The 13,463-nt window shown below is 71.6% G+C and carries 4 protein-coding genes and 1 pseudogene; 2 read left to right on the forward strand and 3 right to left on the reverse strand.

All coding sequences use genetic code 11. From position 1 onward, the window contains the following. The 3 genes and pseudogenes from CCN51_RS38325 to rsgA form a co-directional block, all read right to left on the reverse strand. Window positions 1-228, reverse strand: a pseudogene (locus CCN51_RS38325) (protein phosphatase 2C domain-containing protein); the annotation flags it as partial. Window positions 229-285: 57 nt separating this feature from the next. Next, entirely contained in the window at window positions 286-1,749 is a 1,464-nt protein-coding gene (locus CCN51_RS38330) for a dihydrolipoyl dehydrogenase family protein (RefSeq protein ID WP_043489807.1), read from the reverse strand. Between the two features lie 167 nt (window positions 1,750-1,916). Continuing rightward, window positions 1,917-3,014 carry a ribosome small subunit-dependent GTPase A gene (rsgA, locus tag CCN51_RS38335; protein WP_014175584.1) on the reverse strand — a complete coding sequence of 366 codons (1,098 nt, stop codon included), beginning with the start codon at window positions 3,012-3,014 and terminating at the stop codon, window positions 1,917-1,919. 473 nt (window positions 3,015-3,487) lie between these two features. On the opposite strand from rsgA, the gene CCN51_RS38340 reads away from it, so the two are divergent. Next, on the forward strand, window positions 3,488-7,483 hold the full coding sequence (locus CCN51_RS38340) for a non-ribosomal peptide synthetase (RefSeq protein WP_014175585.1): 3,996 nt from the start codon (window positions 3,488-3,490) through the stop codon (window positions 7,481-7,483). Then, on the forward strand, window positions 7,483-13,463 hold a 5,981-nt coding region (locus tag CCN51_RS38345), incomplete at its 3' end, for a non-ribosomal peptide synthetase (protein WP_143676015.1). The genes CCN51_RS38340 and CCN51_RS38345, both read left to right, overlap by 1 nt.

Consider the following 13,463-nt stretch of genomic DNA (forward strand, 5'->3'; position numbering starts at 1 on the left):
CCGGCTCCGCACCGGCGGCCGCGGCCCCCAGGGGGCTCCGGCCGCCGGTGCGGAGCCGGGTGGGGCACCGGTCGGCGGCTGGGGGCCGCCGACCGTGCGGGAGGCGGAGTCGAATCGGTCGTCGACGGAGTCCGCCGCGGGGGCGGGCCCTGCGTCGCCGGTGTCCCGGCGGTACAACTCACCCCACCAGTCGTCCTCGTGACTGCGCCTGTCCCCCTGCTCGCTCATGCCGTTCATTGTTTCCCCGGCGAGCCCGGCACGGAACACCGCCTGTGCCGGCAGAACCTAGCCGCGGTACGTCTCCAGCAGCCGCAGCCACACCTCGCTGATCGTCGGGAACGAGGGGACCGCGTGCCATAGCCGTTCCACGGGGACCTCGCCCGCGACCGCCACCGTGGCCGAGTGCAGGAGTTCGCCCACGCCCGGGCCGGCGAAGGTCACGCCGATCAGGTGGCCGCGGTCCAGGTCGACGATCATGCGGGCCTGGCCGCGGTAGCCGTCGGCGTACAGCGCGGAGCCGGTGACCCGCCCGAGGTCGTAGTCGACGACGCGGATGCGGCGGCCCTGGGCCTCCGCCTCTGCCGCGCTGAGGCCGACCGCGGCGACCTCGGGGTCGGTGAACACCACCTGAGGCACCGCCGCGATGTCGGCGGTGGCCGCGTGGGCGCCCCAAGGGTCCGTCTCCAGGAGCGGTACGCCCTGGGCCCGTGCGCCGATCGCGGCGCCCGCGATGCGTGCCTGGTACTTGCCCTGGTGGGTCAGCAGCGCGCGGTGGTTGACGTCGCCGACGGCGTACAGCCAGCCGCCCTCCACGTCCGACACCCGGCAGCTGTCGTCGACCCGCAGCCAGCTGCCCGGTTCGAGGCCGACCGTCTCCAGGCCGATGTCCTCGGTGCGCGGGATGCGCCCGGTGGCGAACAGCACCTCGTCCACCTCCAGCTGCTCCCCGCCCGTCAGGGTCAGCGTCACCGGCCCGGCGCCGGAGCCGTAGCCGGCGGGGCCGCCCGACTGGGCCCGCCGTACGCCGGTCACGGAGGTGCCGGTGCGGATCTGTGCGCCTGCCTCGGCCAGCGACTTGGCGACGAGTTCGCCGACGAACGGCTCCATGCGGGCCAGCAGGCCGGAGCCGCGGACCAGCATGGTCACCTCCGAGCCGAGCGCCTGCCAGGCGGTGGCCATCTCGGTGGCGACCACGCCGCCGCCCACCACGGCCAGCCGCCGGGGGACGGCGGCCGCGCTGGTCGCCTCGCGGCTGGTCCAGGGGCGTACGTCGGTCAGGCCGGGCAGGTCGGGGAGGGCCGCGGCGCTGCCGGTGCAGACGGCGACCGCGTGCCGGGCGGTGAGGAAGCGCTCCTGCCCGTCCGCGTCCGTGACCGAGACCCGCTTCTCGCCGACCAGCCGGCCGTACCCGCGGACGAGGTCGATGCCCGCCGAATCCAGCCAGGCGACCTGCCCTTCGTCCTTCCAGTGGGCGACGTAGTCGTCGCGGCGCGCGAAGACGGCCGGGGCGTCCAGCGGCCCGCTCGCCGCGTGGCGCAGCCCGGGCAGGCGCTGCGCGTCGGCGCGCGCGATCACCGGGCGCAGCAGCGCCTTGCTGGGGACGCAGGCCCAGTACGAGCAGTCGCCGCCGACCAGTTCGCTCTCCACGATCACCGCGGAGAGCCCTTCGGCGCGGACCCGGTCCGCGACGTTCTCTCCTACGGGACCCGCGCCCAGGACGACGACGTCGTACTCCTCCGTGGCGGCCATCATTGCAACTCGCTCTCTGCCCGGCTGCGGCGTGTGGCCGGGCTTTCGGTTCCTTGGGGCATCATCGCCCCAAGGAACCGAAGTGGACCACACGAGTCATGGCGCCGGAGCAGCGTCACGGCTCGTCACGAGCTGCGTCGTGAGCGGGGTCACGGCTTGCGCATGGGTCACGGCTTGCGCATGGGGCCCCGCTTGCGCTCCATCATGTGCCGGCCGAGGGCCTGCCGCTGTTTGAAGGTCCGCCGCAGTTCGGCCCGCAGCCGGTCGTCGGTGCGGGCGGCGAGGCGCTCGTTCTCGCGCAGCAGCTTGCGGTAGCTGTCGAGGCGGCGTTCCGGCAGTGTGCCGTCCTCGATCGCGGCGAGCACCGCGCAGCCCGGTTCGGCCTGGTGGGCGCAGTCGTGGAAGCGGCACTCCTCGGCCAGCGCCTCGATCTCGGAGAACGCCTGTGCGACGCCTTCTCCGGCGTCCCACAGCCCGACCCCGCGGACGCCGGGCGTGTCGATGAGGACCCCGCCCCACGGCAGCCGCAGCAGATCGCGGGTGGTCGTGGTGTGCCGGCCCTTGCCGTCGCTGTCCCTGACCTCGTACACCTGCTGCGCGGCCTCGCCCAGCAGTGCGTTGGCGAGCGTCGACTTGCCCGCGCCGGACTGTCCGAGCAGCACCGAGGTGCCCGAGGAGAGCACGGCGCCGAGTACGTCCAGGCCGTCGCCGGTCGCGGAGCTGACGGCCAGTACCTGGACGCCGGGCGCGGCGGTCTCGACATCGTCCAGGAGGTGGCCCAGCGTCTCGGGGTCGGGCACCAGGTCCGCCTTGGTCAGGACGACCAACGGCTGGGCGCCGCTCTCCCAGGCCAGGGCCAGGAACCGCTCCAGGCGGCCCAGGTCCAGCTCGAGGGCGAGGGAGGTGGCCACGACGGCGTGGTCGACGTTGGCGGCCAGTACCTGGCCCTCGGAACGCTTCGATGACGTCGAACGCACGAAGGCGGTGCGGCGGGGCAGGAGCGTGCGGACATACCGCGGATCGCTCCCTTCGGGATCGACTGCGGCCCAGTCCCCGGTGCACACGACCTTCATCGGGTCGCGGGGAACGACGAACTCGGTGTCGGCACGGACGACACCGGTAGGCGTGACGACGTCGCATTGGCCGCGGTCGACACGTACCACACGGCCGGGCAGGAGGCCCTGCTCGGCGTGCGGGGCGAACTCGGACTCCCAGCCGTCGTCCCAGCCATATGCGGCGAGGGGATGCGACGAAGACGAGCCCAAGAGGGAAGAGAAAGACAAAGGGGGACCCTTCGCAGGGGCGGCCCCGGCCTGACGCCTTGACCAGGCGTACAAGGGAGAAAGTCGGTCAGCCGGAGGCCACGGAGGTGGACTTGATGAACTCCTGGATGCGGGCAGCGCCCATCGCAGTGACAGCCATCGGTCAACACCTCCCAACGGGACAACGGGACCACCAGCGGCAACCATCAGGTCACCGCTCGAACAGCGACCATCCTAGACGCACCCGGAAACGCGGTGCCACCGAATAACCATCGCGCGCTCGCTTTCCACCCAGGTCAGCCGTCCGCGAGACCCCCGAGACCTTCCGGACGCCCGGTCAGTGGCCATTGACAGGCTCTCGTTCTCGATCAATCATCGCTGCGACAACGTTGCCACCCGCGATCCTTCCCCGGGCGGTCCCAGCACACGGTGGCCTTCCGCAGACCGCCGTACTCTGCAGACGGGAAGAGCCAGCTTTGTCGGTGCACAACACCCCCCAGACTCCCGCCTCCTTCGCCCAGCAAAGACTGTGGTTCCTCTCCCAGCTCCCGGGCGCCAACGAGGCCTACAACGAGCCCCTGGCCTTCACCCTGCGCGGGCCCCTGGACACGGCGCTCCTCAGGCGCGCCCTTGATGCGCTGGTCGCACGCCATGAGACGCTGCGCACGCGGCTGGTCGCCGTGGACGGTGAGGTCCATCAGCGGATCGACCCGCCGAATACCGGCTTCGCACTCGTCGTCCACGACCTCACCGGGCTGCCCGACGCCGGTTCCCGGCTCGATGCCGTGCGTCTGGAAGAGGCGACCACGCCGTTCGACCTCGCGGGGGGACCTCTCGGCCGTGGGCGCGTCGTCACCCTCGAGCAGGGCCCGCACGGCCATCATGTGCTCCTGCTGACCATGCATCACACCGTCTTCGACGGCGAGTCCATGAACGTGATGATGCGGGAACTCGGCTCGCTGTACACGGCCCTGCTCCGGCAGGAACCCGACCCGCTGCCGCCACTTCGGCTCCAGTACGCCGACCATGCCCGCGCCCAGCGGGCATGCGTCCTCGGTACGGAAGACGGCAGACACAGCCGCGACTTACGGTACGGCGACCTCGCCGCCCAAGCCGACTACTGGCAGCACCACCTCTGCGACGCACCACCGTTGTCCGGTCCGTCCACCGACCGGCCACGGCCCGCCGAGCAGGATCACCGGGGCGGACGTGTGGAGTTCGTCCTTGACAGCGGCCTCACCGCCGCGTTGCGCGGCCTCACGCGCCGCCACAACGGGACGCTGTTCGTGGCCGTGCTGACCGGGTGGACCATTCTGATGGCCCGTCTCAGTGGACGGACCGACATCGTTGTCGGCACCCCGACGGCCAACCGCCGCCGTGGCGGTGTCGCGGGACTCATCGGCTTCTTCGTCAACTCGCTTCCTCTGCGGATCGAGCTGTCCGGCAGCCCCACGGCCGAGGCCGCACTGGAGCGGGTGCGTGGCGTGCTCCGCGCGGCGCTGGACCACCAGGAGCTGCCCTTCGAACGGATCGTGGAGCTCGCCAATCCGCCGCGCAGTGTCGCGCACACACCCCTCTTCCAGACGATGTGCGCGTGGGTCCCCGATCGGCAGGGTCTGCTGAACCTGCCTGACATCGAGGTCGAACCGCTCGACATCCCGCATGCGCCCGCGAAGTTCGATCTCGCGTTGTCGCTGACCGAGTCGGACGGCCGTATCGTCGGCCATCTCGACTACGCCCGAGCGCTCTTCGACCACGAGACCGCGCAGCGGTACGTACGTTGTCTGCGTCATCTGCTGACCGACATGGCCGCACGGCCGGAAGCGCACATCGGTGTGCTGGAGCTGATGGACGCCGAAGAGCGGCAGCGGCTGCTCGCCGACTGGGACGCCACCGACCGCACCGAGAGCGGTGACCTGCCCCCGTCCGCCCGCGCGGACGGCATTGTCGAGCGGTTCGAGGCGCAGTTACGCACCCGTCCCGCGCAGACCGCGTTGGTGTGCGGGGACGAGCGGCTGGACTACGCCACGCTGGACCGCCGCGCCAACCGCCTCGCCCAGGCCCTGCTCGCCCGGGGTGTGGGCCCCGGCCGGGTGGTCGGACTGCACGCCGGGCGTTCGACGGAACTGGTGGTGGGTGTGCTCGGCATCCTCAAGGCGGGTGCCGCGTATCTGCCGCTGGACCCCGCGCAGCCACCACGCCGGCTCGCGGCCATGGTCACGGACGCGGCCCCCAGGCTGGTCCTCAGCGACCAGGCCGACGCCGATGAGGGTGCCGAACACCCCGGCACATGGCTGGACCTGAAAACGGTCGAAGCCGAAGCGCGCAGTTCCGAGCCACCCCGCCTGGCCTCGGACACATCGTGGTTGGCGTATGTGATCTACACCTCCGGCTCCACCGGCCGCCCCAAGGGTGTCGCCGTGACGCATGGCAGCGTCCTCAATCTCCTCGACAACTGGCGGACCCGCATGGGTGATGCGCCGGGTGAGGCCGCGTCCGCATGGTCGAGCATCGGGTTCGACGGTTCGGTGCACGAATTACTGATCCCGCTGACGACCGGCGGCGAACTGCATATCGTCCCCGACGATCTGCGCGGCGATCCCGAGGCGCTGATGGAATGGTTGCGCGACCACCGCATCGTGCAGGCCTTCCTGCCCCCGGCGTACATCAGATGGATCGACGAGAACCCGGGGAAACGGCTGGCGGGACTGCGTCTGCGCCAACTGCTCACGGGTGTGGAATCCCTGCCCGAGGCAGCCCTGCACCGCATGCGGCGGCACCTTCCCGACCTTCGTGTCTGCTTCGGTTACGGGCCGACGGAGGCGACGGTCTACAGCACCGCCTACTACGATCCCCAGCCGCTCGACCGGCAGTGCCCCATCGGACGCCCCCTCGCCGGCACCCGCCTGTACCTCCTGGACGAGCGGCTGCAGCCGGTGCCGGTCGGGGCCGTAGGCGAGGTCTACCTCGGCGGTGCTTCTCTCGCCGCGGGCTATCTGCACCGCCCCGATCTCACGGCCGAACGTTTCCTGCCCGATCCCTTCGTCCCCGGCGAGCGCGTCTACCGCACCGGAGACCTTGCCCGGAGCCTGCCCGACGGCACCGCCGGCTACCTCGGACGCGCCGACGACCAGGTGAAACTGCGCGGCTTCAGAATCGAACCGGCCGAGATCGAGGCCGCGTTGCTGGCCCTGCCGGGAGTGCGCGAGGCGGCCGTGCTGGCCGATCGGGACGCCGCCGGCGGGCTGCGCCTGGTGGCCGGCATCGGCCGGGGCGACGCCGCCGGGCGGCAGCCGCACGAGTGGCGTGCCGCCCTCGCGGACCGGCTGCCGGACTACATGATCCCCGCATCGTTCGTAGACCTCCCCGCGCTGCCGCTGAGCCGCCAGGGCAAGCTCGACCGCGAGGCACTGCTGCGGCAGGCAGCCGACGCCGCGCCCGTACAGGTCAACCTGGCCAATCCGCGCGACCACACGGAACTGACGCTCTATGAGATATGGCGGGCCATCCTGCTCCACGCCGACATCGGCATCCGCGACAGCTTCTTCGACATCGGCGGCACCAGCCTGTCGGCCATCAAGATGGCCCATGCCGTACACGAGAGGCTGGGCAGGTCGATCCCGATCCGCGACATCATCCTCCATCCCACCATCGAAGCCCTCGGCGGACTTGTCAGACTGGGCGCATCGGGTCCGCCGCCGAGCAGCCTGATCGAGTTCCGTCCCGGAGACGGTGACGGTCACGGTCACGGTCACGGGCGCGTCATATGTGTCCATCCGGCCGGCGGCACCGCGTTCTGCTATCTGTCCCTGGCCAAGGCGCTGCCGCGGAGCGTCGGCCTGTACGGCATCCAGTCTCCTGGGGTGAACCCCGGCGAGGACTTCCTGCCCAGCGTCGAGGCCATGGCCGAGGCGTATCTCCGTCTCATCGAGCCGGTCGACGACGGTCCGCTGGTGCTCAGCGGCCTCTCGTACGGCGGTCTGGTCGCGCACGAGATGGGCCGGAGGCTGGCGGAGGCCGGCCGGAGCGACGTCAGTGTCGTGCTGCTCGACACCCAGGCCACCGACGACCCCCGGGCACGCGCCGCGGTGGCCCCGGTGGACATGGCCGAGTTCCGCGACAAGCTGGTCAAGTTCAACGGCATGTACCCGGGCATCGAGGACGAGCAGGTCGACCAGTACTTCCGCATCTACAACCACAACCGGATGACCGCGCGCGACCACGTCCCGGCTCCCTCACCGGCCCGGCTGACCTTGGTGCAGGCCGTCGAAGACGGCCACGACACACCGTTCCTGGCCGACGTACGCGCCTTCTGGCGGCGCCGCGCCGAAGGCGACTTCCGCGTCGAGCCGCTGGGCTGCGATCACTGGGAGATGCTGGAGAGCGCCGAGGCCCGTCGCGTGGCCGAGGTGATCGAGAGCGAGCTCTCCACGCTGCGAGCGGCGTCCACGGCTTCGGGGAAGGGGGCGTGATGGACCGCCCCGCCAAGGCGCACCCGCGGTCACCGGCGCTCCCCGCCGTCGTTCTCGGCCAAGCGCGCCGCACCCCGTCCGCTCCCGCTGTCGTGGACGGCGGACACATCGTGGACTACGCCGCCCTGGACCGTCTCAGCGGCGCCGTCGCCCGAGGGCTGCGCGCCCACGGCGTCCGTGCGGGACAGGCCGTCGCGGTCTGCCTGCCGAGGTCGTGGCGGCTGATCTGCGTCATGCTGGGCATCCGCCGGGCCGGCGCCACAGTGGTGCCGCTCGACGCGCAGAGCCCGAGCGGCCGCCGCCGCCATGTACTCGACGACTCGGCCGCCGTGGCGCTGGTGCACGACGGGCGGAACGGCCTCGACGAGCGGAACGGCCTCGACGAGCTGACCGGGCCGAACCCCTCCGACGGCCCCCACGACCCCACGTCGGTCATCCCGCTACCGGCCACGGACCTGCTCACCACCCCCGACGCCGAGCGCGAAGAGCATGAAGAGGCGGCACCCCCGGCCGACACCGCCGTCTCCTTCCTCTTCTACACCTCCGGCACCACGGGCCGCCCCAAAGGTGTCGAGGTGAGGGACGCCGGCATCCTGCGACTCGCCCGCCCCGGATACGTCCACCTGGCCGAGGGCGCCCGCTACGCGGTCATGTCCAACCCCGCCTTCGACGCGCTCAGCTTCGAAGTGTGGGTACCGCTGCTGACCGGCGGCACCTGCGTCGTCCTGAGCGAGGAGCAGACGCAGGACCCCTTTCTGCTGGCGGACACCCTGCGGCGAGCCCGTGTCGACGTCCTCTTCGTCACGACCGCGCTGTTCAACACCGTCGTCGACCAGGTCCCGGACTGCTTCGCCTCCGTCGGACAGGTCCTCATCGGCGGTGAGCAGCTCAACGCGGCCCGCATCCGCCGCTGGTACCAGGACAACCCCGACAACACGACCAGGCTCCACAACGCCTACGGCCCCACCGAATGCGCCACCTTCGCCCTGTGCCACCCGATCCCACGGGACTTCGACGGCGATGTCGTCCCCCTCGGCAGTCCCCTCCCCGCCACCGGCGCCCTGCTGGTGGCCGACGGCGAGCGCGCCGCCGAACCGGGCGAGGTCGCCGAACTCCACCTGTCCGGCGAAGGACTGGCCGCCGGCTACCGCAACCTGCCCGAGCAGACAGCACGCCGTTTCACTCGTCTGACCTGGTACGACGGAGGCCGTGAGCGCTGGTACCGCACCGGTGACCTGGTGCGCCGCGATGCCGCGGGCTCGATCGTCTACGTCGGCCGGATGGACCGGCAGGTCAAGGTACGCGGCCTGCGTATCGAACCTGGCGAGGTGGAACGGCAGCTCACCGGCCATCCCGCCATCCGGCAGGCGCATGTCTGCATACGCCGGGACGCCGACGGCGCCCATGAGCTGCTGGCATATCTGGTGCTCCGCCGCGAGCTGGCCTTCGAGGAGTACGACCGCCATGTGACGGCATCACTGCCGCTGTACATGCGCCCGCACCGCTCCCACCTCGTCGACGCACTGCCACTCAACGCCAACGGCAAGATCGACGAGTCGGCCCTGCTGGACTCCCCGGCCGAGCCGTGGCGGCGCACCCGCACCACGGACGGCGACATGACCGACGCCCAGCGGCGGTTACTGGATCTGGCGGAGCGCATCCTCGGCGTGTCCGGCCTGCGACCCGACGACCGGTGGATCCCGAACGGCGGCGATTCACTCAAGGCCTTGCGGCTGCGCTTCGACATCCGCCGCCGGTGGAATGTCGAACTGCCCCAAGCCCTCGTCCTGCAAGCCGACTTCGCCACACTGGCGGACGTGCTCCAGGCGGACGCGCTCCAGGCGGACGTGACCGAGGCGGCCCCGCTCCATCCGCCCGTCCCCGCCCCGACCGGACAGCGCATCGCACCGGCCACCACCGAACAGCAGCGTCTGTGGCTGCTCGACCAGCGCGACCCCGGCAGCCGGGCCTATGACGTCCCGCTCGCCTTCCGGCTGGAAGGAACCCCCGACACCACGGTCCTGCGGGCGGCGCTGCGCCGTCTGGTGACCCGGCACGCGGCGTTGCGCACCTCCTACCACGCCGCCCCCGACGGACTGTGCCAGGAGATCGGTGAGCCGTACGACCCCTGGCAGGACGCCGATGTGCGCGACGGCGAGGACTGGCGGGACGCCGCCCGCAGATTCTTCGCCCCCGCCTTCGACCTCGCCGAACGGCATATGCTGCGAGCGGGCCTGCTCCCGGTGGACGACGGCTGCGTCCTGTTGCTGCAGCTGCACCACATCGCCGTCGACGGCTGGTCCCTGAACGTCCTGTTCCGCGAGCTGACCGCCGACTGCGCCGCTGCCCCGACCGCTCAACCGGGCAGTGGACCGCGGACCAGCCCCGTCGAGTACGCGCTGTGGCAGAACGCATGGCACCGCACTCCGGCCTACCGCACGCAGCGCGCGGCACTCCGCCGCCACTACGGGCAGCTGGAACCGCCCTCGCCGCCGCTCGCGCCGGCGACCGGTGCGGGCGCGAACAGGGCCCGGCTGCTGCACACATCGCTCGATCCCGTCCGGCGCTCCCGGCTCGACCACCTGTGTGCGGAACTCGGCGTGACCCGCTTCCAGTTGCTGCTGAGCGTGTACGCGTTCAGCCTGTACGCGGTGACCGGCCAGACCCGCCCGCTCCTCGCCGCACCGGTGGCGGGCCGGCCGATGGCGGACTTCGCGCCCGCCGTCGGCATGTTCGCCAATACGGTGCTGCTGCCCATGGACCTCGTGCCGGGCGAGGACCTGACCGAGCAACTGCGCCGACAGGTGGCGGCGGTGCGGGAGGTCCTCGACCGGCAGGACGTCGCGCTCTCCGACGCGCTCACCGACCACCGGTTCCGCGACGACGGCCCGCCCTTCGACTTCATGTTCGTCATGGAGAACACGGAATTCGACGCGCTCGCCCTGCCCGGCGCTCGGGTGCGTCCCCTCTGGCTCGAGCCCGCCGAGGCCAAGTGCGCGCTCACTCTCTCCGTCGTCGAGCGTGAGTCCGGCTTCGACTGCCTGTGGGAGTACGCCGAAGGACAGCTCGACGGCGAACGCGTCCGGGCGGCCGCCCAGATCTTCCACCGGGGCGTGGACCTGCTCACCACCGGCACCACGGCCACCCTCACCGGCCTCGTGGCGCCCTACCGCCGTGCCCTTCCCGACCGTGGGCGGGGGCCCACCCCCGTCGAGCGTGAGTCCGGCTTCGCCACCGTGGCCGAGGGCTTCGCGCACCAGGTCCGCCGTACGCCGGACGCACCCGCGCTGACCGTCGGCGACCGCACCCTGTCCTACGCCGACCTCGACGCCCACGCCGCGGCGTTCGCCGCCGAACTGCACCGGCATCACCCATTGCCGTCCGACCCTGCCGCGCCGGCCCGAGTGGCGCTGCATCTGCCGCCGTCGGCGGAGCACGTCGTCGCGCTGCTCGCGGCCGCGCGCCTCAACCTCACCGTCGTGCCGCTCGATCCGGCCTATCCCCCGGCCCTGCTGCGGCAGATCCTGCGCCAGGCCGATCCCCTGGTGATCCTGGTGGCCGCGGACGGGGAAGCGGAAGTGGCCGCGATAGCCCCGGCCGGACTGCCCAGGCGGGCCGTCACCCTCGCCACCGCGACACCGACGCCTTCGGTACCGACGTCTGCGGCACCGGCACCGCCGCACCACGGCCTCCGCCCCCTGTACACACTCTTCACCTCCGGCTCCACCGGCACGCCCAAGGGAGTGGAGGTCCCCGACCGTACGCTGTGCAACCTGCTGGACTGGCAGGCCCGGGCCGGCGGCCTCGGCGCAGCCGCGGTCACCCAGCAGTTCTCGATGCTGTCCTTCGACGTGTCCTTCCAGGAGATCTTCAGCACGCTCTGCACGGGCGGCCGGCTGCACTGTGTGGATCCCGCGTGGCGGCAGGACATGCCGACCCTGCTGGAACAGCTTGAGACCGCATGCGTCGAGCGGCTCTTCCTGCCGTACGTCGCACTGCAGCTGCTGGCCGAGCACGGCGTCCACCTGGGACGTTTCCCCTCCCGGCTGCGTGAGGTGATCACCGCGGGCGAGCAGCTGGTGTGCACCGACGCCATCCGCCGCTGGTTCGCCGGCATGCCCGGTGCCCGGCTGTTCAACCACTACGGTCCCACGGAAACACATGTCGTCAGCAGCCTGTGCCTCGAGGGCGACCCCGCCCGCTGGCCACTGCGGGCGGCCATCGGGCGACCCGTGGCAGGCGCCCATCTGCGGGTGGTCGACGACACCGGCGAACCCGTCGCGCCGGGTGCCACCGGCCACCTCCTCATCGGGGGAGCGATGGCCGCGCCCTGCTACCTCGGTGACGCGGAACTCAACGCGACACGCTTCGTCGAACTGCCCGGACTCGGCACCTACTACCGAAGCGGCGATCTGGCCCACCTCGACAGCGCCGGCCTGTTCCACTACGACGGCCGCGACGACGATCAGGTCAAACTCAGCGGCCACCGGGTCGAGTTGGGTCAGGTCGAGGCCGCACTGCTGGGGCACCCACGCGTCGTGGGCGCCGTCGTCGCCCGTGACGGCGACGGACTCGTGGCCGTCCTGCAGTGCCGGGGTGACGACCCTGACCCCGGGGAACTCACCGGCCATCTCGCCGGGCTGCTGCCCGCCTTCGTACGGATCAACGGATTCCGCAGGGTGCGGGCGCTGCCGCGCACGCCCAGCGGCAAACTCGACCGCCGGGCGGCCCTCACCGCTCCCGGACACGAACTACGGACAACGGCCGCTCTTCCCGCACGGCTCTCGGCAGCCGAAGCCCGGCTGTGCGCCCTGTTCCAGCAGGTGACCGGCAAACCCGTCGGACCCGACCAGAGGTTCTTCGACGCCGGGGCCTCGAGCCTGGACCTGATGCGCTTCCATCTGCGTTGCGGCGCCGACCTCGGCCTCGCGTTCACGGTGGCCGACCTCTTCGAACACGTCACTGTCCGCCGCCTCAACCGCTTCCTCCAGGCGGCAGAGGGCGACCGCGACGGGCAGCCGGCCCCCCGGACGCCTGCCGATCCCGCACACCACCGGTATGAGGCGGCAGCGGACGAACCCGTGGCCGTTGTCGGCATGTCCGTACGCCTGCCCGGCGCACCCGACCTGGCGGCCTTCTGGCACATGGTCGCCACGGGCGGACGCGGTATCGAGTACTTCCCGGCAGCCGAAGGACTCGTGGGTGCCCGCAGCCAGATGGACGGGCTGCTGGCCTTCGACCCGGACCGGTTCGGCATAAGCCGCCAAGAAGCCTGGCTGATGGACCCGCAACAGCGGCACCTGCTCATGTGCTGTGTCGAGGCTCTTGCTCACGCGGGCATCGCCGCCCCCGGCCGGCAACGCGTCGGCCTCGTGGCAGCCTGCGGAGAGAACACCTACTTCCAGGCGATGCTGCGCGAAGCCGATCCCGCCCGGCTGCCCGACGACTTCCAGCTGGCGCTCCACCACGACAAGGACTTCCTCGCCACCAAGGCGGCCTATCGCCTCGGCCTGACCGGACCCGCGTTCACCGTGCAGGCGGCCTGCGCCAGTTCGCTGGTGGGCGTCCATGTCGCGACCGGACTGCTGCGGCAGGGGGACGCCGATGTCATGCTCGCGGGCGGGGTGCTCGTCGACACCCGGCTGACGGACGGCTACCGCTACCGGCCCCAGCACATCTTCTCCCCGGACGGCCACTGCCGGCCCTTCAGCGACGACGCGGCCGGTACGGTCGGCGCGAGCGGAGTCGCCGTCGTCGTCCTCAAGCCCCTGCGGGACGCCCGACGCGACGGCGACACCGTCTACGCGGTCATCACCGGCTCCGCCCTGAACAACGACGGCTCCGAGAAGCTCGGTTACAGCGCTCCCTCGCTCGCGGGCCAGCGCGAGGTAATCCGCAGCGCGCTGCGTCGCAGCGGCCGTCGCGGCGCCGACATCGGATACGTCGAGGCCCACGGCACCGCCACCCGCCTCGGCGACCC

This window comes from Streptomyces milbemycinicus, from assembly GCF_002154605.1.
Lineage (GTDB): Bacteria > Actinomycetota > Actinomycetes > Streptomycetales > Streptomycetaceae > Streptomyces > Streptomyces milbemycinicus.

What these genes read in the sequence shown, in the direction of transcription:
- CCN51_RS38330 (WP_043489807.1), bottom strand. Translation starts at nt 1,749, where the DNA reads ATGGCCGCCACGGAGGAGTACGACGTCGTCGTCCTGGGCGCGGGTCCC.